Origin of the sequence: Nocardioides ureilyticus (assembly GCF_051280745.1) — a bacterium.
In the GTDB taxonomy this organism is placed as follows: domain Bacteria; phylum Actinomycetota; class Actinomycetes; order Propionibacteriales; family Nocardioidaceae; genus Nocardioides.
In genome coordinates, this window is the sequence record NZ_JBNCOG010000007.1 from 16,479 (window position 1) to 41,360 (window position 24,882).

Consider the following 24,882-nt stretch of genomic DNA (forward strand, 5'->3'; position numbering starts at 1 on the left):
GACCGTGCAGGGCTGCCACCTCGACGGTCGTGGGGGTGACGCGCAACGGCCGGCCTCCCGGGTGGGAGGCCGGCCGTCGTCGTACGGCGGGGCTCAGCCGCGCGCGTCGCGCTCCTGGGCCGCGAGCGCCCGGACGATCTCGGCTCGGGCCTCGCCGGCGTACCGCTGCGCGGCCTTGGGCGCGTCGTTGTCGGCCAGCCAGGCGTCGAGCCGGTCGACCGTCGCCTGTGTCGCGAGCGGCTTGGGGAACCCGTGCTCCAGGAGGACCGAGGCCTTGTGGAAGCCGAGCCGGTCGATCGCGGTGCCGGCCGCCTCGAGGTACTTCTCGAGGTAGGGCTCGATGACGTCGGCCTGCCCGAAGCGGAAGATCGACAGCACCATCTCGCGCGAGGTCTCGTTCGGCGTGGCCGGGTCCATGATCGCGGCCCAGCCGGCCGCCTTGGCCTCCGCGGTCGGCTGCGCGACGCGGGCCGCGGCAGCCTTCTCCTTGCCCGAGCTGGTGCGGTCCCGCTCGAGCTCCGCGTCGATCTCGGCGTCGCCGAAGACGCCGAGCCGGGCCAGGTTCCGCACCAGCTCCCAGCGCAGGTCCTGGTCGACGCTGAGGCCGGCGACCTCCCACGACCCGTCGAGCAGCGACCGCAGGTCCGCCACCGCCTGGTCGGAGTGGGCGGCCGCGGCGTACGCGCGGGCGAACGTCAGCTGGTGGTCGCTGCCCTCCGCGGCGCCGAGGAGGAGCTCGCGGAGGCCGGTCTCCCACTCGGCCTTGAGCGCCGGCCGGCCGGCGGGGTCGGAGTAGAACTCGACCGCGAGCGCCGTCGAGGCGGGGATCCGGGTGACGCCCCACGCGTCGGTCTCCTGGCCGATGTTGGCCAGGACCAGCCGGACCCAGTCGGTCGCGGGCATCTCGCCGTCGCGGGTCATGTCCCACGCGGCTCCCCACACGATCGCCCGGGGCAGCGAGTCCTCGAGCTCGGAGAGCCCGCCGACCACGGTGGCGAGCGACCGCTCGTCGAGCCGGATCTTCGCGTACGCGTGGTCCTCGTCGTTGAGCAGCAGCAGGTCCGGCTGGTCGACGCCCACGAGCTGCTCGACGGCGGTCGTGGCGCCCTCGACGTCGATCTCGAGGTAGTCGCGGCGCACGAGCGCGCCGTCACGACGGTCGTAGAGGCCGATGCCGAGCCGGTGCCGGCGCAGGGTCGGCCAGTCCGGGTGCGCGGACTGCTCGACCGAGAACGACGTGTAGCGGCCCTCCTCGTCGAGCGCGAACGCCGGGCGGAGCGTGTTGACGCCGGCGGTCTGCAGCCACTCCTGGGCCCAGCCGCCGAGCTCGCGGCCCGACGAGCGCTCGAGCGCGGCGAGCAGGTCGTCGAACGTCGCGTTGCCGAACGCGTGGTCCTTGAAGTACTGCCGCAGGCCGGCGACGAACGGGTCGAGGCCCACCCAGGCGACCAGCTGCTTGAGCACCGAGGCGCCCTTGGCGTAGGTGATCATGTCGAAGTTGACCTCGACCGCGTGCAGGTCGACGTTGTCGGCCGCGATCGGGTGCGTCGAGGGCAGCTGGTCGGCGCGGTAGCCGGTCTGCTTCCGGGCGTTGGCGAAGCCGGTCCAGGCGTCGGTGAACTCCGTGGCCTCGGCCTCGCACCAGTAGCAGGCCCACTCCGCGAACGACTCGTTGAGCCAGAGGTCGTCCCACCACTTCATGGTCACGAGGTCGCCGAACCACATGTGCGCCATCTCGTGGGTGATGACGGAGGTGCGGAACTCGTAGAACGAGCGAGGCTGGCGGCTGCGCGGCAGGTACTCGTCGCGCAGGGTCACGCACCCGGCGTTCTCCATCGCGCCCATGTTGTACTCCGGCACGTAGAGCTGGTCGTACTTGCCGAAGGGGTAGGGGAAGTCGAACTTCTCCTCGAAGAACTCGAAGCTCTGCTTGGTCGTCTCGACCAGCGCCGCGGTGTCCATGTGCTCGACCAGCGACTGGCGGCAGTAGTGGCCAAGCGGGATGTCGCCGTGCTTGCCCCGGTAGACGTCGTGCTCGGCGTGGTACTCGCCGGCGACGATGGCGGTGATGTAGGTCGACATCGGCTTGGTCGGCTCGAACTCCCAGACCGCCTTGTCGCTGTCGGCGCCCTCGAGCGGTCGCGGCTCGGGCGTGGGGGAGTTGGAGACGACGACCCAGTGGGCCGGGGCGGTCACGGTGAAGGTGAACGGCGCCTTGAGGTCGGGCTGCTCGAAGGTCGTGTAGACGCGGCGCGCGTCCGGCACCTCGAACTGCGAGTAGAGGTACACCCGGTCGTCGACCGGGTCGACGAAGCGGTGCAGGCCCTCGCCGGTGTGGGAGTAGGTGCAGTCGGCGCGCACGACGAGCACGTTCTCGGCCTGCAGGCCGGGCAGGGCGATGCGGCTGTCCGCGTACGCCGTGGCCGGGTCGAGCGGCTCGCCGTTCAGGGTGATCTCGCGGACGGTCGCGTCCACGAGGTCGGCGAAGGTCTCGGCGCCGGGCTCGCGGCAGGTGAACTCGATGGTGGTGGTCGAGCCGAAGGTCTTCTCGCCGGTCGTGAGGTCGAGGTCGATGGTGTACGACGTGACGTCGAGGAGTGCGGCTCGGGTCGCGGCCTCGTCCCGCGTCAGGTTGGTTCCAGGCATGCGCCGCATCCTGCCACCGGCGGTGCGGGGGCCCCGAGCCGGCCGCGGGTGGACCTCAGGGGTCATCGGAGAAAACTTTTGAGATCCGCGTGTCGGTGCTTGACTTTCTTCACTACAGTGCGCGGGTGCCTCACCCGTCACAGCCGTCCCGTCCGCACCAGCCGCCGGCCCGGCGTCGCGTCCTCGCCGCAGTCGTGCTGCTCCTGGGCTCGGTGCTGACCGGGGTGACGATCTCCCCCGCAGCGCCGGCCTCGGCCGGCTCGACGTACCTGTGCAAGGGGTACGCCGGCTGCCGCGACGCGGGCTACAGCAACGCGGGCTACCAGGCCGCGAGCAAGCAGATGTTCTGGCGGATGTACGCCGGGCACAACTGCACCAACTACGTGGCCTACCGGATGGTCCGCAGCGGGATGCCGAACACCCGCCCGTGGGACGGAGGGGGCAACGCCGAGCACTGGGGCCGCCAGATGGCCTCGATCACCGACCAGACGCCGATGGTCGGCGCGGTGGCGTGGTGGAAGGCGAACGTCCCCGGGGCGGGCTCGTCCGGCCACGTCGCGTACGTCGAGCAGGTCGTCTCCAACCGCGAGATCATCGTCTCCGAGGACAGCTGGGGTGGCGACTTCTCCTGGCGCCGGATCACCAAGGACGGCACCGGCTGGCCCAGCGGCTTCATCCACTTCAACGACGCCACCGTCGTCAACGACCAGCCGCCGGCCGTGGTCGGCACCCCGGCGGTCGGTCGGGCGGTCACGGCCGACGTCGGCTCGTGGCAGCCGTCGGCGACCTACAAGTACCAGTGGCTGGTCGCAGGCAAGGCGGTCGCCGGCGCCACCACGGCGTCGTTCACGCCGACGGCCTCGCACCTGAACAAGAGGCTGCGGGTGAAGATCACCGCCAAGCGCAACGGGTACGTCGCCACGTCGGCCCGGTCGGCTGCCGGGCCCACCGTGTCCCCGGGTGACCTGCAGCAGCTCTCCTCCCCGGTGATCACCGGGACCGCCGAGGTGGACCAGCCGCTCACGGTCTCCCGGCCGGAGTTCGCCCCGGCCGCCGGTACCCAGAGCGTCCAGTGGCTCGCCGACGGGAAGCCGATCGCCGGCGCCACCGGCTGGACGCTGGTGCTCGGTCAGGAGCAGATCGGCACCGCGGTCGCGGCGCGGGTCACTTCCGGGGCCGTCGGCTACCGCGAGGTGACGCTCGAGTCCGCCCCGACCGCGCGGGTCGTGGCCGGGACGATCGAGGTCCGCACGCCGTTCGAGATCCGCGGCAAGCGCCGGGTGGGTCGCACCCTGACCGCCGTCGCCGGCGAGTACACGCCCGCCGACGCGCAGGTCACCCACACCTGGCTCCGGGACGGCGAGCCCATCCCGGGCGCCGACGGGCCGACGTACGTGCTGCGCCCCGGCGACGTCGGGCGCCGCATCGGCCTGCAGGTCGCCCTGCGCGCGCCGCACTACCGCAGCGTGACGCGGACCGTCCGCTCCGAGGAGCGCGTCGTCACCAAGTCGCAGCTCGTGCTGCGGGCCAAGGGTCGCCCCGGCCGCGCGGTCGTCGTCGTGCGGGTCAAGGCTCCTGGCGTGCCCCAGCCGGCCGGCTCGGTGGTCGTGCGCATCGGGGGCCGGACGGTGGAGGCACCGCTGGCCCGGGGCCGGGCCCGGGTCCTCGTCCCGGGCCTGCGTGCGGGCGAGAAGCGCGTGCGGGTGGTCTACGCGGGCGACGAGCTGGTCCGGGGCAGCCGCGGCGCGACCACGGTGGAGGTGGCGCCGCGCTAGGTCCCGGCGGGCGCCGACGGGAATCTTCCGGCTCGATCTGGGTTGGGGAAGGACATGACGACCAACGCCGACTTCTGGTTCGACCCTGCCTGTCCGTTCGCCTGGATCACCTCCCGGTGGATCCTCGAGGTGGAGCAGGTCCGTGACATCTCGGTCACGTGGCACCTGATGAGCCTGGCGTACCTCAACCAGGACAAGGACATCCCCGACTCCTACCGCGAGCTGCTCAAGGACGCCTGGCAGCCGGTGCGCGTCGTCATGGCCGCCGAGCAGGCGCACGGCAAGGAGGTGCTGCTCCCGCTCTACACCGCGCTCGGCACCCGCCGGCACCAGGAGGGGCAGGACTTCACCCGGGAGACGATCGTCTCGGCGCTCGAGGAGGCCGGGCTGCCCACCTCGCTCGCCGACGCGATGGACGACTCCTCCTACGACGAGGCCATCAAGAAGTCCCACCACCTCGGCATGGACCAGGTCGGCGACGAGGTCGGTACGCCGACGATCGCCATCGAGGGCACCGCCTTCTTCGGCCCGGTCCTGGGTTCGATCCCCCGCGGCGAGGAGGCCGGCCGGGTCTGGGACGGCGCGGTGCTGCTCGCCGGCTACCCGCACTTCTACGAGCTGAAGCGCTCCCGCGACGCCGAGCTGGACTTCAGCTAGCCTCCGCGGCCGCTCACCCGGTCGACGTCGGCCCGCTTCGCCTCCAGGGCGGGCCGGTGCTCGGGGCGGGCGGCGGCGCCGAGGTCGGCGAGCATCGCCTGCAGCCGCCTCGGCACCTGCAGGCTGTCGGCGCCCCAGTGGGCGACCTCGTCGACCGCGTGGTCGAGGAGGTCGGCGAAGGAGTGGGGGCGCAGCACCACCCGCGCGACACCGTCGGCGTCGGCCTCCACCCCGGTCGGGTCGCGGTGCACGGCCAGCCGGCGCAGCAGGTCGTGGAGCTGGTCGATCACCTGTGCCGCGGTGGTCGGGTCGTTGACCCCGGGGGAGAGCGCACGCTCGGCGATGTCGACGAGCCGCCGCACGCCGTACGACACGTCCTGCTGGAGGCTGCGCTCCGCCGTCAGCTGCACGTGCCGGTGCACCAGGTCGCCTCCGTCGGCCCCGCCCCCCGTGCGTGCGCCGTGCACGACGGCGAGCGGCGAGCCCTCGGGCAGGAAGGTCCCGAGCCGGTGCAGCAGCTCCACCCGGACGCCACGGTCCCGCGCTGCTGAGACCAGCGGCGCCACCTGGACCGCGTCGAGGTATCCGGAGCGGGCCGCCGTGACGACGTGCTGGCCGGCGAGCTCGGTGAGCTCCGGCTCGCCCGGCGTCGCCGGCCGCTGGGCGAGCGTCTTCTCGAGCAACCGGCGGGTGTCGTGGCTGGTGCGTCGCACGATGGTGCCGACGCGGATCGACTCGGTGATGTGGTGGATGAAGGCGAGGAACATGCCGACGGCCGCCAGGACGAGCAGGTAGGCGCCGGTCACCGCCAGCTGCGGTACCTCGCGACCGACCTCGTCGACGATCGAGCGCAGGACGGTGAGCGAGTAGAGGAACGACGCGGCGAAGACCCCGAGCGTGTGCTGGGTGATCCGGTCGTCGAGGAAGGTGCCCAGCACGCGCGGCGAGAACTGGCTGCTCGCCAGCTGTAGGACCACGATCGTGATCGAGAAGACCAGGCCGGTGACCGAGATCATCGCCCCGGCGATGGCGGAGAGCACCGCGCGGGCGCCTTCGGCGCCACCGCCGAACAGCAGCGGCATCCATGACGCGGTGCCGTTCTCCACCGCCGGGAGCAGCAGCGCGGCGACGACCGCCCCGGCACACCACAGCGTCGGGATCACCCAGAACGGCCCGAAGACCGTCCGGACGACGCGCCGCGCGAGGCCGACGTCGCGCACGCCCGTGCCTGCCACGGCGCTCAGCTCGACCCGGTCGCGACGCCGACGGTCACCGCGGTGGTCACCGCGGCGGTCGAGGCGGTGATCGCGTCGCGGACCGCGGCCGCGGCCCACTCGCCCTCCGCGAGCTCCTTGGCCCGCCGGCGGACCTGCGAGCCCGACAGGCCCTCGTGATCGATGGTGCGGTGGGCGCGCCCGAGGGCGTGCAGCAGCGCGACGAGCGCCCGGGTCCGGTCGTCCGGCTCGGCGCCTTCCACGAGCGCGGCGCGCAGGGCGCGGCGTACCTGCTCCTCGTGGGCGGAGTCGACCGCGGGCCAGCGACGGCGCGGGAAGAGCCCGAGCAGCTTGTCGTGCTCCAGCCGGACGAGCCCGCGCTCGACCAGGCTGCCGAGGAGACGGTCGCGCGCGCCCTTGCCGAGCCGGGTCACCAGGTCCTGGGCCGACCGGTCCCTCTCCGCGACGGTGCTCAGCGCGTCCGCGAGCTCGGGTTCGTCCGCCACAGCGGACGCCGGCGCGACTGCGCGCACCTTCGCCGTGTGCCAGAAGCCCCGCTTCTCCTCGACCTCCACGGCGCCGCGCAGCGCGAGCTCGACGAGGAGCGCACCGCCGAGAGCGACCTGCAGGTGGGTCGTCGCCTGGAGGGATCCGGACTCGTCGTCGAGCAGCAGGAGCAGCAGGTCCTCGCCGATCAGGGTCATGCGGGTCACGCTAGCGCCGACGCGGGGACGGCCGACCGGGTGTCGAACCCTAGGATCGGGCCCATGAGCCGAGTCCTGTCCGCCGTCGCCTGGCCATACGCCAACGGCCCGCGCCACATCGGCCACGTCGCCGGGTTCGGCGTGCCCTCCGACGTCTTCAGCCGCTACATGCGGATGGCGGGGCACGACGTGCTCATGGTGTCCGGCACCGACGAGCACGGCACGCCCATCCTCATCGCCGCCGACGAGGCCGGGCTGAGCCCGCAGGAGCTCGCCGACCAGAACCACCGGCTCATCGCCGAGGACCTCGTCGCCCTCGGGATCTCCTACGACCTCTACACCCGCACGACGACGCGCAACCACCACGCCGTGGTCCAGGAGCTCTTCCGCGGCGTGCACCAGAACGGCTACTTCGTCGAGAAGACGACCTACGGCGCGATCTCGCCGTCCACCGGTCGCACCCTGCCGGACCGCTACATCGAGGGCACGTGCCCGATCTGCGGGTACGACGGCGCGCGCGGCGACCAGTGCGACAACTGCGGCAACCAGCTCGACCCGGCCGACCTGAAGAACCCGACGTCGCGCATCAACGGCGAGACCCCGGAGTTCGTCGAGACCCAGCACTTCTTCCTCGACCTGCCGGCGCTCGCGGACGCGTTGGGGGAGTGGCTCGACGAGCGGGAGGCGACCGGGCTGTGGCGCCCCAACGTGATCCGCTTCAGCCAGAACATCCTCAAGGAGATCCGGCCCCGCGCGATGACGCGCGACATCGACTGGGGCATCGCGGTGCCGCTCGAGGGCTGGGAGGACAACCCGACCAAGAAGCTCTACGTGTGGTTCGACGCCGTCATCGGCTACCTCTCCGCCTCGATCGAGTGGGCGCGACGGCTGGGTGACGGCGAGCGCTGGCGTGAGTGGTGGAACGAGCCCGAGGCCCTGTCCTACTACTTCATGGGCAAGGACAACATCACCTTCCACTCCCAGATCTGGCCGGCCGAGCTGCTGGCCTACGCCGGGCGGGGGAGCAAGGGCGGCGAGCCACGGGAGTACGGCCGGCTCAACCTCCCGACCGAGGTGGTCTCCTCGGAGTTCCTCACCATGGAGGGCCGGAAGTTCTCCTCCTCCAAGAAGGTCGTCATCTACGTCCGCGACCTGCTCAGCCGCTACCAGCCCGACGCGTTCCGGTACTTCGTGGCCGCCGCCGGGCCGGAGAACCAGGACTCCGACTTCACCTGGGCGGAGTTCGTGCGCCGCACCAACGACGAGCTGGTCGCCGGGTGGGGGAACCTGGTGAACCGCACCGCGAACCTGATCGCCAAGAACTTCGGCGAGATCCCGCCGGCCGGTCCGCTGACCGCCGAGGACGAGGCGGTGCTGGCGGTCGCCGAGGGCGCGTTCGCCACCGTCGGCGACCTCATCGGCCGGCACCGGCAGAAGCAGGCGATCGGCGAGGCGATGCGCGCGGTCGGCGAGGTCAACAAGTACGTCTCGGACTCCGAGCCCTGGAAGCTGAAGGGCGAGGAGCAGCGCGAGCGCCTCGGGACCGTGCTGCACGTCGTGGCGCAGTGCGTCGCGGACCTCAACCTGGTGCTCGCGCCGTTCCTGCCCTTCGCGGCGAACGAGGTCGACCGGGCCTTCGGCGGCGCCGGCGACGTCGCGCCGATGCCTCGGCTGGAGGAGGCCGACGACCTCGACGGCGGCGCGCCGTACCCGATCATCACCGGCGAGTACTCCTCGGTCCCGCGCTGGGAGCGGCGCCCGATCGTCGTCGGCACGCCCGTCGCGAAGCCCACGCCGGTCTTCACCAAGCTCGACTCGTCGGTCGTCGAGGAGGAGCTGGCCCGGCTGGGTGGATGATCGTCGGTGGCCGTACGGTCGCTGCGTGGCACGACCTGACGCGCACTCACACCTCCGGATCGCTCGGCCCACCACCGACCTACGGCGTGCCGAGGCCTTCTGGGCGGACGGGTTGGGGCTCGACGTGCTGACCCGGGTCGTCGACGGTCACCAGCTGGTGATGCTCGGGTGGCCGGATGCTGCGTGGCACCTCGAGCTGGTCGAGGACGCCGCGATCACGCCTCGGCCGACGGAGGAGGACCTGCTGGTGCTCTACCTCGGGGAGCACGCGGACGACGAGTTCGTCGCCCGCCTGTGCGCGCACGGCGGACGGGTGGTGGCCGCGCGGAACCCGTACTGGGACCGGTGGGGCGTCACCATCGAGGACCCCGACGGCTACCGGTTGGTCCTCTCGCGCCGCCGCTGGTGATCACCCCTGTCGTGTCGAGGCCGGCGAGCGGGGGTACGGGACGGCCATGACGAGCGAGCCGATCGACGAGCGCCAGTTCCGGGCGGCGACCCAGCAGGCGGTCGACGCGACCGCCACCGCCTACACCCGTGACGCCGAGATCGACGTCGAGGACCACCTGCGCCGCGAGATGGCCCGCGCCGGCCTGGCCCTCGACGACGACGCCTGGGTGCGCGAGGTCGCCCGAGCGGTGCGCTCGGGTCACCACGTCGACTTCACGGAGCCGACCGAGCCCGGGTCGCTCGGCGGCGACAACGGCGGGGGCTGAGCGGTCGTCGGCTGCCGGCGGTGGCGCCGGGTGGTGACGGGGGACAGCCCGCGACGCTAGCGTCGGCCCGTGACCCTCGCCTTCCTGCTCACGTCGCTCGTCATCGTGGCGACCCCCGGGACCGGAGCACTCTTCGCCCTCGCCGCGGGCCTCGCCCGCGGGCCGCGCGCCGCCGTGCTGGCGGCCTTCGCCTGCACTCTCGGCACGGTGCCGCACCTGCTCGCCGCGATCACCGGCCTGGCAGCCGTGCTGCACGCGAGCGGCGCGGCCTTCCAGGTCCTCAAGTACGCCGGCGTCGCCTACCTGCTGTGGATGGCGTGGTCGACCTGGCGCGACACGGGGGCACTCACCGTCGACGACGACGGGCCTCGTGGGGCGCGGGCGGTCATCGTCTCCGGGGTCACGCTCAACCTGCTCAACCCGAAGCTGACCCTGTTTTTCTTCGCGTTCCTGCCCCAGTTCGTGCCCGCGGGCACCGGCTCGGTGCCCGCGATGCTCGGGCTCAGCGCCGTCTTCATGGCGATGACGTTCGTCGTCTTCGCGGCGTACGGCGTCGCGGCCGCCGCCGTGCGGGACCGGGTGCTGGCCCGGCCGCGGCTGGTGGCCCGGCTGCGTCGGGGGTTCGCGGCGTCGTTCGCGCTGCTGGGCGCCCGGCTGGCGGTCGAGAGCCCCGCGGAGGCCCGCTGAGGCCCGCTGAGGCATGCCCGGGCCTGCTCCGGCCTCGGCCTGCCCGGGCCCGCTTGGACACTGTGGGGACCGTGCCGCTGCACGCCCGAACCCGCTGCCGCCGACCCCGCCCGAGCCCCTAGGCTCCTCGGCATGACCGCGCAGATGTACCTGCCGACCTTCTACGTCAAGCAGAAGATCGCCCTCACGACCAACCGCTACGAGCTCTACGCCGCGAACCCGGACGGGTCGTTCGGGCAGATGTACGGGCTCGCCGAGCAGAAGCGGCTCGCCTTCAAGGAGCAGGTCACCTTCTACAGCGACGCCTCGAAGAGCCGACCGGTCTTCGGGTTCAAGGCGCGCCAGCGGCTGGACTTCAACGCCGGCTACGACATCACCGACGAGTCCGGCCAGGCCCTGGGGTTCTTCCGCAAGGAGTTCGGCGCCAGCCTGCTGCGCTCGACGTTCCACGTCGAAGGGCCGGGTTACGCCGGCACGGGTCAGGAGCGGAGCATGGCGGTCGCGCTGATCCGCCGGTTCACCGAGATCCCGTTCCTGCCGATCCACTTCGACTTCACGGGCTCGGACGGGCAGCCGCTGCTGTCGGTGGAGCGCCAGGTCAGCGTCCGTGACCGGTACGTCGTGCAGGTCCCCGACCAGCGGGTCGACTTCCGCGTCGCGGCTGCGATCGCGGTGGGCCTCGACGCGCTGATGCAGCGCTGAGGCGGGCTGCCACAGTGCTCTTCCCGGAGTCGCGGCGCGCGCTCGAGCAGCCCAGCGGACCGCCGGCGTGGTCGGCGGAGCACGACCTGGCCGCCGAGCGGGCGCGAGCGCGTGCCGAGGCGCTGGCCGAGCCCCGCGAGGACGTCGCCGAGATCCGGGACCTCGACGCCGACGGGGTGCCCTGCCGGCTCTACCGCCCCGCTGGTGCGCGGCCCGGGGTCGTCGTCCACCTGCACGGCGGCGGCTTCGTCTTCCACGACGTCGACGTGCACGACCCGGCCGCCCGCCGGCTGGCCAACCGGACCGGGACGGCGGTGCTCAGCGTCGACTACCGACGCCCGCCCGAGCACCGGTTCCCGGCGGCCCCCGACGACGTGTCCGCGGTCGTCGGCTGGCTGCGGCGCCACCAGCCCGGGCCGTACGCCGTCCACGGCGACTCCGCCGGTGGCAACCTCGCCCTGGTCGCGGCGCTCCGGCACCCCGGTGTCTTCCGGGCCGTCGCCCTGGTCTACCCCTTCCTCGACCCGACCGCGTCGTTCGAGTCCTACCGCACCCATGCCGACGGCTTCGACCCGCGGGAGGGCGCCTGGTACTGGCAGCAGTACGCCGCGACGCCGGCCGACCTCGAGCACCCCGACCTGGCGCCGCTGCGGTCCGAGCGGCTGGCGACGCTGCCCCCGACCCTGGTGCTGACCGCGGAGCACGACCCGCTGCGGGACGAGGGCGAGCACCTCGCGCACCGGCTGGTGGAGGAGGGCGTCGAGGTGGTCGCCAGCCGCTCGCTGGGCCAGCTCCACGGGTTCTGGCGCCACCCGGCGGCCTTCCCCGCCTCCGAGCCGGTGCAGTGGCAGGTGGCCGGCTTCCTGCGCAAGCACCTGGGCTGAGAAGATGCGCGCCATGCGCGTGCACCTCGGCTCCGACCATGCCGGCCTCGAGCTCAAGGACCACCTCGTCGCCTGGCTGCGCGACCACGGCTACGAGCCGGTCGACCACGGCCCGTTCGTCTACGACGCGCTCGACGACTACCCGGTCTTCTGCCTCCGCGCGGCCGAGGCGGTCGCGGCCGAGCGCGCCGAGGGCCACGACAGCCTCGGCGTGGTCATCGGCGGGTCCGGCAACGGCGAGCAGATGGCGGCCAACAAGGTCGCCGGCGTCCGCTCGGCCCTGGTGTGGTCGGAGGAGACCGCCGCGCTGGCTCGCGAGCACAACGACGCCAACGTCGTGTCGGTCGGCGGCCGGATGCACCCGGTGGAGGACATGACGCGCTTCATCGAGGTCTTCCTCACCACCCCCTTCAGCGGCGACGAGCGGCACGTCCGCCGGATCGGCCAGCTCGCGTCGTACGAGACCACCCGCGAGCTGCCACCGCTGCCGGAGTCCGCACAGGGCCATGCCTGAGGGACACACCCTCCACCGGCTGGCCGGCCACCTCACCGACGCCTTCGCCGGGAGCGCCGTCCGGGTCGGCAGCCCGCAGGGCCGCTTCGCCCACGCCGCCGCCCTCCTCGACGGCCAGGTCCTCGAAGGGGCCGAGGCCTGGGGCAAGCACCTGTTCGTGGAGTTCCCGGGCGACCGGTTCGTCCACGTCCACCTCGGCCTCTACGGCACCTTCGACGTCCACGCCCAGGTGGTGGACGTCCCCGACCCCGTGGGCCAGGTCCGGCTGCGCCTGGTGCGGATCGACGGCACGGCGTACGCCGACCTGCGTGGCCCCACGGCCTGCGAGCTGATGACGGTCGAGGAGCGCGACGCGGTCGTCGCCCGGTCCGGCCCCGACCCGATCCGTCCGGACGCCGACCCGGAGCGCGCGTGGGACCGGGTCCGCCGCAGCCGGGCCCCGATCGGCGGCCTGCTCATGGACCAGGGCGTCCTGGCCGGCGTGGGCAACGTCTACCGCGCCGAGCTGCTCTTCCGCCACCGGATCCACCCGCTGCGGCCCGGGAGCACCCTGCGTCGCGGGCAGTGGCAGGCGATGTGGGACGACCTCGTGGAGCTGATGGCCGACGGCGTCCGGACCGGCCGCATCGACACCGTGCGCCCCGAGCACACCCCTGACGCGATGGGCCGCGCCCCGCGCGTGGACGACCACGGCGGCGAGGTCTACGTCTACCGTCGCCACGGACAGGCCTGCCACGTCTGCGGCGCCACGGTGCGGACCGAGGTCCTCCAGGGCCGCAACCTGTTCTGGTGCCCGCGCTGCCAGCCGCCGTTCCGCTCGCGCGCCGTACGATGAGCGCCCCCGGACCGAACCCGCGATGAGGCGACCATGACCGCTGCGTACGACGCCGGACGAGTGAGCCGCCGTGGCTACTCGTCGGTGGTCCGTCGCCACGTGCCCCGCGAGACCCGCTGGGCGGTAGGCCTGGCGCTCGTCGGCGTCGTGCTGACCGTGCTGGTCGCCCTGTTCCCCCAACAGATGCCGCTCAACACGTTGATGGTGCTCCTGCTGCTCGGCAGCATCGGGCTGGGGCCGCGGACCCTCCCGTGGTTCGTCATCGTCGTGATGCTCCTCCTGACCATCTCGCTGGCCGTGCAGGAGACGATCGACTCGCGCATCGTCGGGTCCGTCACCACCCAGTTCGTGATGGGTTTCATCGTCCTGCTCACCTCCTTCCGCCGGTCCCGCCTCGGGGTCGCGAACGTGCTGGGGGAGTCGATGCTGGTCGACCTGCGCGACCGGATCCTCAACCAGGGCGGCATCCCGTCGCTGCCGGCGGAGTGGCAGGTCGAGTCCGCGCTCCGCTCGGCCGGAGGCACTCCGTTCGCCGGCGACTTCGTCGTCGCGACGCGTCCTCACGGCAGCGACCGGCTCGAGGTCGTCGTCGTCGACGTCTCGGGGAAGGGCGAGCAGGCGGGCACCCGGGCGCTCCTCCTCTCCGGCGCCTTCGGCGGCCTGCTGGGGGCGCTCCCACCGGACCGGTTCCTGCCCGCGGCCAACGACTACCTGCTCCAGCAGGGCTGGGACGAGGGCTTCGCCACGGCCATCCACCTCACCCTCGACCTGCGCACCGGCAGCTACGAGATCCGTACCGCGGGCCACCCGCCGGCCGCGGTCCGCGCCGCCGGGAGTGGCCGGTGGCTGGTCCTCGACAGCCACGGGCCGATCCTCGGCCTCATCGACGAGGCGACCTACGTCCCGGCGCGGGGCCAGCTGCACCGGGGTGACGCCGTGCTGCTCTACACCGACGGGATGGTCGAGCAGCCGCACCGCGACATCGAGCTCGGCATCGACCGGATGCTCGGCGAGGCGGAGGGTCTGCTGCGCGGCGACTTCGCCGGCGCCGCGGACCGGCTGGTGGCGGCGCTCGGCTCGCGCAACGACGACCGGGCCATGGTGGTGGTCAACCGCCGCTGAGGCGCCGTACGGGCCGTTTGGGGGAGTCCAGCGGCGGTGTGGCACGATGAGGGGCGCAGGAGCCGGACGTGCGCGCACGCCCGGAGCAGGCGCGCGGATGTAGCTCAATGGTAGAGCCCCAGTCTTCCAAACTGGCTACGCGGGTTCGATTCCCGTCATCCGCTCTCAGGAGCCGGCCGGTCCTCCGGCGGGCCTCTTGGCGGGGCGTAGCGTAGTGGCTAGCGCGCCTGCTTTGGGAGCAGGAGACCGCAGGTTCGAGTCCTGTCGCCCCGACGCACCACCCACCCTCACCGACCGGTGAACGAGACAACGATTGACAGGAGACAGCCTGTGAAGAGCGCCGTCGAGACCTTGAGCCCGACCCGGGCCAAGCTGACCGTCGAGGTGCCCTTCGAGGAGCTCAAGCCGAGCCTCGACGCGGCGTACAAGAAGATCGCCCAGCAGATCAACGTCCCGGGATTCCGCCGGGGCAAGGTGCCGCCGATGGTCATCGACCGTCAGGTCGGCCGCGGCGTCGTCCTCGACGAGGCGATCAACGACGTGCTCCCCCAGAAGTACGTCGCCGCGCTCGAGGAGAACTCGCTGAGCCCGCTGGCCCAGCCGGAGATCGAGGTCACGAAGTTCGAGGACAACGAGACCCTCGAGTTCACCGCCGAGGTCGACATCCGCCCGCAGATCGAGCTGCCCTCCTACGAGGGCCTCGAGGCGAGCGTCGAGGACGTCGAGGTCACCGACGAGGACGTCGAGGAGCAGCTGAAGGCGCTGCGCGAGCGGTTCGCCACGCTGGTCGACGTCGAGCGCCCGGCCGCCGAGGACGACTTCGTCGTGCTCGACCTCAAGGCCACCCAGGACGGCGAGGTCGTCGAGGGCGCCGAGGTGAGCGGCATGAGCTACCAGGTCGGTCGCGGCGGCATGATCGAGGGCCTCGACGAGGCCCTGACCGGCATGAGCGCCGGCGAGGAGAAGACGTTCACCACCCAGCTCGTCGGCGGCGACCTGATCGGCCAGGAGGTCGACGTGCAGGTCAAGGTCTCGCAGGTGCAGCAGCAGGAGCTGCCGGAGACCGACGACGAGTTCGCCCAGCTGGCCTCGGAGTTCGACACCATCGAGGAGCTGACCGCCGACGTGCGCGAGCGGCTCGGTCGTGGCAAGCGCCTCGAGCAGGCCGCCGAGGCCCGCGACGCCGTCCTCGAGACGCTGCTGGAGAAGGTCGAGGTGCCGCTGCCCGAGGGCATCGTCACCGACGAGCTCAACGCCCGCCGCCAGAACATCGAGCAGCAGCTGGCTCAGGCCGGCATCACGATGGAGAAGTACCTCGAGGACGAGGGGCAGACCCAGGAGGAGTTCGAGGCCGAGCTCGAGCGCCGGGTCCGCGACGCCGTCGCCGCCCAGTTCCTCCTCGACGAGATCGCCAAGAAGGAGGAGCTGGGGATCGACCAGAACGAGCTCTCCCAGCACCTCGTGCGTCGCGCCCAGCAGTCGGGTCAGAACCCGCAGGAGTTCGCGAACCACATGTTCGAGCACAACCACATCCCCGAGCTGGTGCAGGAGATCCTGCGCGGCAAGGCGCTGGCGACGATCGTGGAGTCCGCGGTCGTCAAGGACGCCTCGGGCAACGTCGTCGAGCTGAAGAACCTCCAGCCCGACGGCACGATCGCCGACCCCGAGGCTCAGGCCGAGGCGGCCGCCGAGGCCGTCGAGGAGGAGTCCTCGCCGGAGGACTGACCTCGAGCAGTCGATACCCGCTTGGGTGCACACGTGTGCACTCAGGCGGGTATCGTCGTTCCGTGCCCCGGACGACCGCCGCAGCCGGCCCGACGTACCTCGACGCCCTCTCGCTGCTCGGAGAGGTCGCCGACCAGCTCGTCGTCGGCAGCGTGCGGGACACCCACCTCGCGTGGAGCGACCGGGTCCACGGCCTCCTCCGGCGGGCCACCGGTGGCGCCTCCACGGTTCCCGAGGTGGCGCACCGGGCGATCGCCGGAGCGGTGTACGGCGGGATCTCGGCGGGCCTGGCCGGTGTGGTCGCCGGCGTGGACCGCGCCGCGGCGACCGGGGCCGGGCCGCGCCTGGAGGACGGCCCCCGCGGCCGTTTCGTGAGCTCCGCGATCAACGGCCTCATCGGGGACCGGCTGCAGCGGGAGCGCCCGCAGATGGCGATCCCGATGGCGGTGCGCAGCGGCGGGCGCGACGTGCCGCTGGAGGACCTGGCGACGGCGTTCCCTGACGCCTCGTCCCGCGTCGTGGTCTTCCTGCACGGGCTCTGCGAGACCGAGGCCTACTGGGACCGCGGCCGCGAGCGGCTCGGGACGACGTACGGCGAGGCGCTGGCCGTCCGGGGGTGGACCCCGGTCTTCCTGCGGGCCAACACCGGCCTCGGCCTGCGCGAGAACGGCGTGGCGATGGCGGCGCTGCTCCAGCGCCTGGTCGAGGGCTGGCCGGTCGAGGTCGACCGGCTCGCGCTGGTGGGCCACTCGATGGGCGGCCTCGTCGCCCGGGCGGCCGGCGCGGTCGCGTCCGCGGCGGAGCGCCCCTGGGCCGACCTGGTCTCCGACGTGGTCACCCTCGGCACCCCGCACCTGGGCGCTCCGATCGCGTGGGGCATCGGCCACGGCAGCCGCGGGCTCGGCGTGCTGCCGGAGACGGCGGCCTTCGGCCGGGTCCTCGACTGGCGCTCGGTCGGCGTCCACGACCTGGTGGCAGGGCTCGCGGAGGACGTCCCGCCGCTGCCGCACGCGCGCTACCGCCTGGTCGCCGCCACGCTCACCCACCGGGAGCGCCACCCCGTCGGCCACCTGGTCGGCGACCTGCTGGTCCGGCCGCGCTCGGCCTACGGGCGGGACCGGAGCGGCCGCACGCTCTTCCCCGGGGCGGAGGTGCTGCACGTCGGGGGCACCGACCACTTCGGGCTGCTCAACCATCCCGAGGTGCACCGCGCCATGCGACGATGGCTCGCATGACCGGTCCCGCCGACCGCGAGCTCCGGGTGGAGTCGCTCGTCGACGCCCCGCCCGCCAGGGTGTGGGCCCTGCTGGCCGACGTCGGACAGCTGCCGCGCTGGAGCCCCGAGCTGGTGCGGATGGTCCCCCTCAAGCGCGGTGGGCTCCGGGTCGGCCAGTGGTACCTCGGCGTGAACCGGCGAGGCCCCGTGGTGTGGCCGACGCGCAGCGTCGTCGACACCGTGGTGCCCGGCCGCACCCTGGCGTGGCTCACCACCTCCAGCGGCGCCCGCTGGATCTGGGAGCTGGCGCCTGACGGCCCAGACGGGCAGCGCACCCGTGTGGTCCACCGTCGACCGGTTCCCCATCGGCTCACCGTGCTCAGCAGGGCCTTCGCGCCCCTCGCGCTGGGCGGCTCGGCGTCGCACGCCGACGAGCTCGAGGCGGGGATGGCCCTCACCGTCGAGCGGCTCGCGGCCGCGGCCGAGGAACGCGGCGGTCCTCCCGCCGGGCGCTGAGCGGGGGGAAGAATCCGCTGTCGGCGAACAGCGGGGGATTGGCCGTGGAAGTGTCGGACCTGCGGGCTAGGGTCGACGACGTGACCCAGAACCCCAGCCCCTCCGGCGCCCCAGAGATGAACGGTGGCGCAGGTCTGAACGTCCTCGATGACCACATCTACCAGCGGTTGCTGCGCGAGCGGATCGTCTTCCTCGGCTCGGAGGTCCGCGACCAGAACGCCAACGCGATCTGCGCACAGCTGCTGCTGCTCTCGGCAGAGGACCCCGAGACCGACATCTTCCTGCACATCAACAGCCCGGGTGGCTCGGTCGACGCCGGCATGGCGATCTACGACACCATGAACTACATCCCCAACGACGTCGCCACCGTCGGCATGGGCCTGGCGGCCTCGATGGGCCAGTTCCTGCTCTGCGCCGGGACCAAGGGCAAGCGCTACGCCCTGCCGCACGCGCGGATCATGATGCACCAGCCGTCCTCCGGCATGGGTGGCTCCGCCTCGGACATCAAGATCCAGGCGCAGCAGTCGCTCCACATCAAGCAGGTCCTCCTCGACCTGATCGCCGAGCACACCGGCCAGTCGCGCGAGCAGGTCGAGGCCGACGCCGACCGCGACCGCTGGTTCACCGCCGACCAGGCCCAGGAGTACGGCCTCGTGGACCACGTCATCAAGTCCGCCCGCGACGCCGCCGACGACGGCCGCCCGGCCCACCAGAAGGACTGACCCCGTGAACTACTACATCCCGCAGTGGGAAGAGCGCACCTCCTACGGCTTCCGTCGGATCGACCCCTACGCGAAGCTCTTCGAGGACCGCATCATCTACCTCGGCACGCCGATCTCCGACGACGTCGCCAACGCCGTGATCGCGCAGCTGATGTGCCTGGAGTCGATGAACCCCGACCAGGACATCCAGATCTACATCAACAGCCCCGGTGGCTCCTTCACCGCGCTGACGGCGATCTACGACACGATGAACTTCATCAAGTGCGACGTGCAGACGGTCTGCATCGGCCAGGCGGCCTCCGCGGCGGCGATCCTGCTGGCCGCGGGTGCCCCCGGCAAGCGGCTGGCCCTGCCGAACAGCAGGATCCTCATCCACCAGCCTTACACCGAGGGCACGTTCGGCCAGACCTCGGACATCGAGATCCAGGCCAACGAGATCCTGCGGATGCGCGAGCTGCTGGAGCGGATGATCAGCACGCACTCCGGCCGCGACCTGGAGCAGGTCAGCCGCGACATCGAGCGCGACAAGATCCTGACCGCCGAGCAGGCCGTCGACTACGGCCTCATCGACCAGGTGGTCGAGTCGCGCAAGGCGACGCCGGCGCTCACGACGTCCTGACGTGTCACCCCGTGTCGGCCCCGAGATGGGGCCGGCACGGGGTACCGTCTCCTGAGTTCAGCACTGTTGAGGAGGATGACCTGCCGTGGCACGAATCGGTGACGGTGGCGACCTGCTGAAGTGTTCCTTCTGCGGGAAGTCCCAGAAGCAGGTCAAGAAGCTCATCGCGGGCCCCGGGGTCTACATCTGCGACGAGTGCATCGACCTCTGCAACGAGATCATCGAGGAGGAGCTGAGCGAGGGCGCCGAGGTCAGCCTCGACGAGCTGCCCAAGCCCAAGGAGATCTTCGAGTTCCTGAACTCCTACGTCATCGGGCAGGAGCAGGCGAAGAAGTCCCTCGCGGTCGCGGTGTACAACCACTACAAGCGGGTCCAGGCGGGCCTCCAGCCCGTCGCGGGCAAGCACAGCAAGGAAGAGGCCGTCGAGGTCGCGAAGTCGAACATCCTCGTCATCGGTCCCACCGGCTGCGGCAAGACCTACCTCGCCCAGACCCTCGCCCGCATGCTCAACGTGCCCTTCGCCATCGCGGACGCCACGGCGCTCACCGAGGCCGGCTACGTCGGCGAGGACGTCGAGAACATCCTGCTCAAGCTCATCCAGGCCGCTGACTACGACGTCAAGAAGGCCGAGACGGGCATCATCTACATCGACGAGATCGACAAGGTGGCCCGCAAGGCCGAGAACCCGTCGATCACCCGCGACGTCTCCGGCGAGGGCGTCCAGCAGGCGCTGCTCAAGATCATCGAGGGCACCACCGCCTCGGTGCCGCCGCAGGGCGGCCGCAAGCACCCGCACCAGGAGTTCATCCAGATCGACACCACCAACATCCTCTTCGTCGTGGGTGGTGCCTTCGCCGGGCTCGAGCACATCGTCGAGCAGCGGGTCGGCAAGAAGTCGCTCGGCTTCACCGCCGAGGTGCGCGGCCAGGCCGAGCGCGACGCCGAGGACCTGCTCCAGCAGGTGCGTCCCGAGGACCTCACCAAGTTCGGCCTGATCCCCGAGTTCATCGGCCGGCTGCCCCTCATCGCGAGCGTCAACAAGCTCGACCAGGAGGCGCTGGTGCAGATCCTGACCGAGCCCCGCAACGCGCTGGTCAAGCAGTACCAGAAGCTCTTCGACCTCGACGGTGTGGATCTCGACTTCACCGACGACGCCATCGCCGCCATCGCCGACAAGGCGATGGAGCGGGGGACCGGTGCCCGCGGCCTGCGCGCGATCATCGAAGAGGTCCTGCTCCACGTGATGTACGACGTCCCCTCCCGCGGTGACATCGCCAAGGTCGTGGTGACCGGTGAGGTCGTCCGCGGCGAGGCCACCCCGACCCTCGTCCCGCGCGAGTCGGAGGCGAAGAAGAAGAAGTCCGCCTGACCGGGCGCCACGGCGCCCATGGCCCGGTCGGGTGGTGCGAGATGACCCGAACGGGCCATGTCGCGCCGGGGTGCGCGCTCGTTTCCTTGAGGGAGTGGCCGCCACCGCGGCGGAGCGAGACAGGCAGGCAAGGTGCAGACGCAGCAGAAGCGGCAGGTCGCCGTGTTCGTCCTCGTGCTGATCATGGCGGCGGGGATCACGGCCACGGGCATGCGCAGCGACGCGCGCTCCGCCGTACGCGCCGGGGTGTCGCAGGCGGTGGCCCAGGGCGTCGTCAGCGGCGTCCGGCTCGTCGCTGACGAGCCGACGGAAGCCGTGGTCGAGGCCGCGCCGCACAGCGATGCCACTGTCGCTCGACGACGTCCGGCTGGCACCTCGCATGGGGGCACGGCGGAGCAGGTCAGCCCACCGGTGGACCGGCCGGGACGCCCCCCGCACGGCAAGGCGCCCGGGCACTCCGCCGGCGGCCCCGGCCGGAGCACCGGTCACCCCGGCCAGGCCAAGGGCCACCGCAAGGCCCAGTCGCCGAACCACCGCAGCAAGGCCGCGGACCGCAGCAAGGGGTCCGCACCAGGTCACCACGGCAAGGCCAAGGGCCACAGCAAGCGCCGCTGACGTGCCGCCGTTCAGGTCGAGTCGTGACTTGTGGCCGTCGAGTCGGTACCTCTGACCGTCGATTCGCCCGATTCAACGGTCACAGGCCCCGACTCAACGGCCAGAGGCCCCGACTCAACGGTCAGAGGTCACGATTCAACGACTAGGCGTCGTGGTCGGGGACCGGTGCGAGCTCGGCGTCCACGGTGATCTCGGCGGCCTGGTCGTCGACGGTGAAGACCAGGTCGCCGGTGACCTTGCCGCTGCGCCGCAGGTCGTCGGCGGCGACCTCCGCGGCCCGGACGAGCTGCTCGGGGCCGCGGACCTCCACCCGGGAGAGCTCCGCGCGCATCGAGACCTTCGCCTGCGACTTGGCACCACGGATGCCGGCGAGGGCGGCGGCCACCGCGTCGATGGCGCCGGGATCGGCAGCGGCGGCCGAGCCCAGGTCGAGCTCCGTCGGCCAGGGGGCGCGGTGGATCGAGCCGTGGTCGTCACCTCGCGGGCGCCACCACGACCAGACCTCCTCGGTCACGTACGGCAGGAACGGCGCGAGCAGGCGCAGCTGCACCTCGAGCGCGATGGCGAGCGTCGCGCGGGCCGACGCGGTCTCGGCGCCGCCGTTCTCGTCGTAGGCGCGCTCCTTGACCAGCTCGAGGTAGTCGTCGCAGAACTCCCAGAAGAACTTCTCGACGGCCTCGAGCGCGCTCGTGTAGTCGTAGGCCTCGAACGCCTCGGTGGCCCGCGTGACGACCACGGCGAGACGGCCGAGCAGGGCGCAGTCGACCGGCGCAGCGACCTCGAAGGCGTTGAGCTCGGTCGCGCCGACGCCACCCAGGACGAACTTCGAGGCGTTGAGCACCTTCATCGCCAGCCGGCGACCGACCTTCATCTGCTTCTCGTCGAAGGGCGAGTCGAGGCCGGGCCGCGACATGGCGGCGCGCCAGCGGACGGCGTCGGAGCCGTACCTGGCGAGGATCTCGTCGGGGACGACGACGTTCCCCTTCGACTTCGACATCTTCTTGCGGTCCGGGTCCACGACGAAGCCGGAGATCGCGGCGTGCGACCACGGGACGACGCCGTTCTCGTGGTGCGCGCGGACGATGGTCGCGAAGAGCCAGGTGCGGATGATCTCGTGCGCCTGGGGGCGCATGTCCATCGGGAAGGTCCGCGCGAACAGGTCCGGGTCCCGCTCCCACCCGCAGACGATCTGCGGGGTCAGCGAGGAGGTGGCCCAGGTGTCCATCACGTCCGGGTCACCGACGAAGCCACCCGGCACGCCGCGCTGCGCCTCGTCGTACCCGCGCGGGCACTGGGTCGACGGGTCGACCGGCAGCTCCGCCTCGCTCGGCATCAGCGGGTGGGCGTAGTCGGGCTCGCCCTGCTCGTCGAGGGGGTACCAGACCGGGAACGGGATCCCGAAGAACCGCTGGCGGGAGATGAGCCAGTCGCCGTTGAGGCCGCCGACCCAGTTGTCGTAGCGGTGCTTCATGTGGGTCGGCACCCACTCCAGCTCGGAGCCGCGCTCGAGCAGCTCGGTGCGCAGGTCGGCGTCGCGGCCGCCGTTGCGGAGGTACCACTGACGGGTCGCGACGATCTCGAGCGGCTTGTCGCCCTTCTCGAAGAAGTTCGCCATCCGCTGGGTGGGCTTGGGGTCGCCGTCGAGGTCGCCGGCCTCGCGCAGCATGGCGACCATCTCCTCCCGGGCGGAGAAGGTGGTCTTGCCGGCGAGGCGCTGGTACGCCGCGTCGGCGGCGGCCGCGGCGAGCCACTCGGGCGTCTCCCGCAGGAGTCGGCCGTCGCGGCCGACGACCGTGCGCACCGGCAGCTGGAGCTCGCGCCACCACGTCACGTCGGTGAGGTCGCCGAAGGTGCAGCACATGGCGATGCCGGCACCCTTGTCCATCTCGGCGCCCGGGTGCGGGAGGACCGGCACCTCCACGCCGAAGACCGGCGAGGTGACGGTGGTGCCGAAGAGCGGCTGGTAGCGCTCGTCGTCGGGGTGGGCGACGAGCGCGACGACGGACGGGATCAGCTCGGGCCGCGTGGTCTCGATGTAGACCGGCTCCGTGTCGGCGGTCGAGTCGGTCGAGACCCGGTGGAAGGCGACACGGTGGTAGGCACCGGCGTACTCCCGCGCCTCCAGCTCGGCCTGGGCGACCGCGGTCTGGAACGTGACGTCCCAGAGGGTCGGCGCCTCCTGCAGGTAGGCCTCGCCCCGGGCGAAGTTGCGCAGGAAGGCCCGCTGCGAGGCGACCTGGGCGTCGCGGCCGACCGTCGTGTAGGTCTGGCTCCAGTCCACCGAGAGGCCGAGCTGGCGCCAGAGCGCCTCGAAGGCCTTCTCGTCCTCCTCGACGAGCTGCTCGCACAGCTCGATGAAGTTGGGCCGGCTGATCGGCACCTGCTTCTTCGGGTCCGGCTTCTCCGGCGGCTCGAACGACTCGTCGTAGGGGAGCGAGGGGTCGCACCGCACGCCGAAGTAGTTCTGGACCCGCCGCTCGGTCGGCAGGCCGTTGTCGTCCCAACCCATCGGGTAGAAGACCGACTTGCCCCGCATGCGCTGGTAGCGGGCCACCAGGTCGGTGTGGGTGTAGGAGAAGACGTGGCCGACGTGGAGGCTGCCGCTCACGGTCGGGGGCGGGGTGTCGATGGAGAAGACGTTCTCCCGCGGCTGGGTGCGGTCGAAGGCGTAGGTCGCCTCGGCCTTCCAGCGCTCGGCCCACTTCTGCTCGAGCCCCTCGAGCGCCGGCTTCTCCGGTACGGCGAGCGCGCGGGGGGCGCTCGTCGTGTCGGGGGCCTGCGGCTGCGGGTTCTCGGTCATGGGCGGAAGCCTAGTTGTGCCGCTCCGACCTGCGGAAAGCGGTTGTGGTTCCGGGACGCAGGCGGCCTAGCATCCGTCGTCATGTCGGCCACCGCCTCCCCGCCGTACGACGTCCGCCTCACCACCGACCCGGCGGGGTTCCTGGCCGAGGTCGCCGAGCTGCTGGCGGCCGACCCGGTCGTCACCTCGGTCGTCGCGACGGTGACGCAGCAGGCGGTCGAGGACGACACGCACGGCCTGCCGCTGCCCGACCACCACCGGTGGTGGGCGACGGTCCGCGACGCCTCCGGCGGCCTGGTCGGCGCCGCGATGCGGACCGCCCCGTTCCCGCCCCAGCCGCTCTACGTCCTGCCCATGCCGGACGAGGCCGCGCGTCGGCTCGCCCGGCTCCTGCACGACCGTGGCGAGCAGGTGGGCGGGGTCAACGGCGCGTTGCCGGCCGCCCGCGTCGTGGCCGAGGAGGCCGCGGCGCTGTCGGGCGGCTCGGCCCGGGTCGAGGAGCACCTCCGGCTGTGGGAGGCGACGACGGTGGTCCCGCACGACGCGCCGGGCCGTCTGCGGCGGGCCGTGGCCGCGGACGTGCCGGTGTGCGTGCGGTACGCCAACGTCTTCGGCCTCGAGGCGGCCGAGCAGGGTGGTCGCGAGCAGGCGCACGGGACGCCGGTCGAGACCGAGGCCTCGATGGGGGCCCGGGTGGAGCGCGGGCTGGTGTGGCTGTGGGAGTCCCCGGCCGGGGAGGTCGTGCACCTGACCGCCCACAGCCGCCCGGCGTACGGCGTGGTCCGCGTCGGCCCGGTGTACACGCCGCGCGAGCACCGCGGTCGCGGGTACGCCAGCGCGGCCGTCGCCCAGGTGACGGCGCGGCTCCTGGCCGCGGGCGAGCGTGCCTGCCTCTTCACCGACCAGGCGAACCCGACGTCGAACAAGATCTACGCCGCCGTCGGCTACCGCCCGGTCGGGGACACGGTCAGCATGGTCGTGCGCTGA

The 24,882-nt window shown here is 72.2% G+C and carries 23 protein-coding genes and 2 tRNA genes; 21 read left to right on the top strand and 4 right to left on the bottom strand.

The annotated features are described in order from the left end of the window. Positions 1-93 precede the first annotated feature (93 nt). Complete coding sequence (gene pepN, locus ACSMHG_RS05470; protein ID WP_435742432.1) at positions 94-2,646, bottom strand: aminopeptidase N; 2,553 nt, start codon at positions 2,644-2,646, stop codon at positions 94-96. Positions 2,647-2,771: 125 nt separating this feature from the next. Between pepN and ACSMHG_RS05475 the strand changes: the two genes are divergently transcribed. Next, positions 2,772-4,421, top strand: coding sequence for a CHAP domain-containing protein (locus tag ACSMHG_RS05475; RefSeq protein WP_435742434.1), 1,650 nt, complete (start codon positions 2,772-2,774; stop codon positions 4,419-4,421). A 54-nt stretch (positions 4,422-4,475) separates the two neighbouring features. Next, positions 4,476-5,078 carry a mycothiol-dependent nitroreductase Rv2466c family protein gene (locus tag ACSMHG_RS05480; RefSeq protein ID WP_435742436.1) on the top strand — a complete coding sequence of 201 codons (603 nt, stop codon included), beginning with the start codon at positions 4,476-4,478 and terminating at the stop codon, positions 5,076-5,078. Here the strand turns inward: ACSMHG_RS05480 and ACSMHG_RS05485 are convergent. Both ACSMHG_RS05485 and ACSMHG_RS05490 read right to left on the bottom strand, forming a co-directional pair. Next, on the bottom strand, positions 5,075-6,313 hold the full coding sequence (locus ACSMHG_RS05485; protein ID WP_435742438.1) for a DUF2254 domain-containing protein: 1,239 nt from the start codon (positions 6,311-6,313) through the stop codon (positions 5,075-5,077). The two genes, ACSMHG_RS05480 and ACSMHG_RS05485, sit on opposite strands and share 4 nt — an antisense overlap. A 5-nt stretch (positions 6,314-6,318) precedes the next feature. Then, positions 6,319-6,996: a GOLPH3/VPS74 family protein gene (locus ACSMHG_RS05490; RefSeq protein WP_435742440.1), complete on the bottom strand. Its 678-nt coding sequence runs from the start codon at positions 6,994-6,996 to the stop codon at positions 6,319-6,321. Between the two features lie 63 nt (positions 6,997-7,059). Here ACSMHG_RS05490 and metG point away from each other — a divergent pair, with 63 nt between their 5' ends. The 18 genes from metG to ACSMHG_RS05580 all read left to right on the top strand — a co-directional run bounded on the left by metG (position 7,060) and on the right by ACSMHG_RS05580 (position 21,095). Then, positions 7,060-8,853, top strand: coding sequence for a methionine--tRNA ligase (gene metG / locus ACSMHG_RS05495; protein ID WP_435742442.1), 1,794 nt, complete (start codon positions 7,060-7,062; stop codon positions 8,851-8,853). Positions 8,854-8,878: 25 nt separating this feature from the next. Further along, positions 8,879-9,262 (top strand): VOC family protein, encoded by a 384-nt coding sequence (locus ACSMHG_RS05500; RefSeq protein WP_435742445.1) that lies wholly within the window; start codon positions 8,879-8,881, stop codon positions 9,260-9,262. A 46-nt stretch (positions 9,263-9,308) separates the two neighbouring features. Next, positions 9,309-9,569: a hypothetical protein gene (locus tag ACSMHG_RS05505; RefSeq protein ID WP_435742447.1), complete on the top strand. Its 261-nt coding sequence runs from the start codon at positions 9,309-9,311 to the stop codon at positions 9,567-9,569. Positions 9,570-9,638: 69 nt separating this feature from the next. Beyond that, a complete protein-coding gene (locus ACSMHG_RS05510; protein ID WP_435742449.1) occupies positions 9,639-10,256 on the top strand; it encodes a LysE family translocator in 618 nt (205 codons plus the stop codon). A gap of 132 nt (positions 10,257-10,388) precedes the next feature. Beyond that, a complete protein-coding gene (locus ACSMHG_RS05515) occupies positions 10,389-10,958 on the top strand; it encodes an LURP-one-related family protein (RefSeq protein ID WP_435742451.1) in 570 nt (189 codons plus the stop codon). A gap of 14 nt (positions 10,959-10,972) precedes the next feature. Next, positions 10,973-11,842 carry an alpha/beta hydrolase gene (locus ACSMHG_RS05520; protein WP_435742454.1) on the top strand — a complete coding sequence of 290 codons (870 nt, stop codon included), beginning with the start codon at positions 10,973-10,975 and terminating at the stop codon, positions 11,840-11,842. 13 nt (positions 11,843-11,855) lie between these two features. Next, positions 11,856-12,356, top strand: a complete 501-nt coding sequence (locus ACSMHG_RS05525) for a ribose-5-phosphate isomerase (protein WP_435742456.1) — start codon at positions 11,856-11,858, stop codon at positions 12,354-12,356. After that, on the top strand, positions 12,349-13,191 hold the full coding sequence (locus tag ACSMHG_RS05530) for an Fpg/Nei family DNA glycosylase (protein WP_435742458.1): 843 nt from the start codon (positions 12,349-12,351) through the stop codon (positions 13,189-13,191). The genes ACSMHG_RS05525 and ACSMHG_RS05530 overlap by 8 nt, the downstream gene beginning before the upstream one ends. Before the next feature lie 33 nt (positions 13,192-13,224). After that, entirely contained in the window at positions 13,225-14,313 is a 1,089-nt protein-coding gene (locus ACSMHG_RS05535) for a PP2C family protein-serine/threonine phosphatase (protein WP_435742459.1), read from the top strand. A gap of 93 nt (positions 14,314-14,406) precedes the next feature. Next, positions 14,407-14,477 (top strand) — tRNA-Gly (locus ACSMHG_RS05540). A gap of 36 nt (positions 14,478-14,513) precedes the next feature. Beyond that, positions 14,514-14,586: transfer RNA gene (locus ACSMHG_RS05545), tRNA-Pro, on the top strand. A gap of 57 nt (positions 14,587-14,643) precedes the next feature. Continuing rightward, on the top strand, positions 14,644-16,038 hold the full coding sequence (gene tig / locus ACSMHG_RS05550) for a trigger factor (protein WP_435742460.1): 1,395 nt from the start codon (positions 14,644-14,646) through the stop codon (positions 16,036-16,038). Positions 16,039-16,100: 62 nt separating this feature from the next. Then, positions 16,101-17,273 (top strand): esterase/lipase family protein, encoded by a 1,173-nt coding sequence (locus ACSMHG_RS05555; RefSeq protein WP_435742462.1) that lies wholly within the window; start codon positions 16,101-16,103, stop codon positions 17,271-17,273. Further along, complete coding sequence (locus ACSMHG_RS05560) at positions 17,270-17,770, top strand: SRPBCC family protein (RefSeq protein WP_435742464.1); 501 nt, start codon at positions 17,270-17,272, stop codon at positions 17,768-17,770. Before ACSMHG_RS05555 ends, ACSMHG_RS05560 begins: the two co-directional genes overlap by 4 nt. A gap of 116 nt (positions 17,771-17,886) precedes the next feature. Continuing rightward, on the top strand, positions 17,887-18,492 hold the full coding sequence (locus ACSMHG_RS05565) for an ATP-dependent Clp protease proteolytic subunit (RefSeq protein WP_435742665.1): 606 nt from the start codon (positions 17,887-17,889) through the stop codon (positions 18,490-18,492). Between the two features lie 4 nt (positions 18,493-18,496). Continuing rightward, positions 18,497-19,111 (top strand): ATP-dependent Clp protease proteolytic subunit, encoded by a 615-nt coding sequence (locus ACSMHG_RS05570; protein ID WP_435742466.1) that lies wholly within the window; start codon positions 18,497-18,499, stop codon positions 19,109-19,111. Positions 19,112-19,196: 85 nt separating this feature from the next. Beyond that, positions 19,197-20,480 (top strand): ATP-dependent Clp protease ATP-binding subunit ClpX, encoded by a 1,284-nt coding sequence (clpX, locus tag ACSMHG_RS05575; protein WP_435742468.1) that lies wholly within the window; start codon positions 19,197-19,199, stop codon positions 20,478-20,480. Between the two features lie 132 nt (positions 20,481-20,612). Continuing rightward, positions 20,613-21,095, top strand: coding sequence for a hypothetical protein (locus ACSMHG_RS05580; RefSeq protein ID WP_435742470.1), 483 nt, complete (start codon positions 20,613-20,615; stop codon positions 21,093-21,095). 142 nt (positions 21,096-21,237) lie between these two features. Here the strand turns inward: ACSMHG_RS05580 and valS are convergent, their stop codons facing one another. Next, entirely contained in the window at positions 21,238-23,895 is a 2,658-nt protein-coding gene (gene valS / locus ACSMHG_RS05585) for a valine--tRNA ligase (protein WP_435742472.1), read from the bottom strand. Positions 23,896-23,976: 81 nt separating this feature from the next. Between valS and ACSMHG_RS05590 the strand changes: the two genes are divergently transcribed. Further along, positions 23,977-24,882, top strand: a complete 906-nt coding sequence (locus ACSMHG_RS05590) for a GNAT family N-acetyltransferase (RefSeq protein WP_435742474.1) — start codon at positions 23,977-23,979, stop codon at positions 24,880-24,882.

Excerpts from the sequence above, each read along its gene's own strand:
- ACSMHG_RS05515 (WP_435742451.1), top strand. The coding sequence starts at position 10,389 with ATGACCGCGCAGATGTACCTGCCGACCTTCTACGTCAAGCAGAAGATC.
- pepN (WP_435742432.1), bottom strand. The coding sequence starts at position 2,646 with ATGCCTGGAACCAACCTGACGCGGGACGAGGCCGCGACCCGAGCCGCA.
- ACSMHG_RS05505 (WP_435742447.1), top strand. The coding sequence starts at position 9,309 with ATGACGAGCGAGCCGATCGACGAGCGCCAGTTCCGGGCGGCGACCCAG.
- ACSMHG_RS05535 (WP_435742459.1), top strand. The coding sequence starts at position 13,225 with ATGACCGCTGCGTACGACGCCGGACGAGTGAGCCGCCGTGGCTACTCG.
- ACSMHG_RS05560 (WP_435742464.1), top strand. The coding sequence starts at position 17,270 with ATGACCGGTCCCGCCGACCGCGAGCTCCGGGTGGAGTCGCTCGTCGAC.
- ACSMHG_RS05525 (WP_435742456.1), top strand. The coding sequence starts at position 11,856 with ATGCGCGTGCACCTCGGCTCCGACCATGCCGGCCTCGAGCTCAAGGAC.
- ACSMHG_RS05480 (WP_435742436.1), top strand. The coding sequence starts at position 4,476 with ATGACGACCAACGCCGACTTCTGGTTCGACCCTGCCTGTCCGTTCGCC.
- ACSMHG_RS05590 (WP_435742474.1), top strand. The coding sequence starts at position 23,977 with ATGTCGGCCACCGCCTCCCCGCCGTACGACGTCCGCCTCACCACCGAC.
- metG (WP_435742442.1), top strand. The coding sequence starts at position 7,060 with ATGAGCCGAGTCCTGTCCGCCGTCGCCTGGCCATACGCCAACGGCCCG.
- ACSMHG_RS05565 (WP_435742665.1), top strand. The coding sequence starts at position 17,887 with ATGAACGGTGGCGCAGGTCTGAACGTCCTCGATGACCACATCTACCAG.
- ACSMHG_RS05530 (WP_435742458.1), top strand. The coding sequence starts at position 12,349 with ATGCCTGAGGGACACACCCTCCACCGGCTGGCCGGCCACCTCACCGAC.
- ACSMHG_RS05490 (WP_435742440.1), bottom strand. The coding sequence starts at position 6,996 with ATGACCCTGATCGGCGAGGACCTGCTGCTCCTGCTGCTCGACGACGAG.
- valS (WP_435742472.1), bottom strand. The coding sequence starts at position 23,895 with ATGACCGAGAACCCGCAGCCGCAGGCCCCCGACACGACGAGCGCCCCC.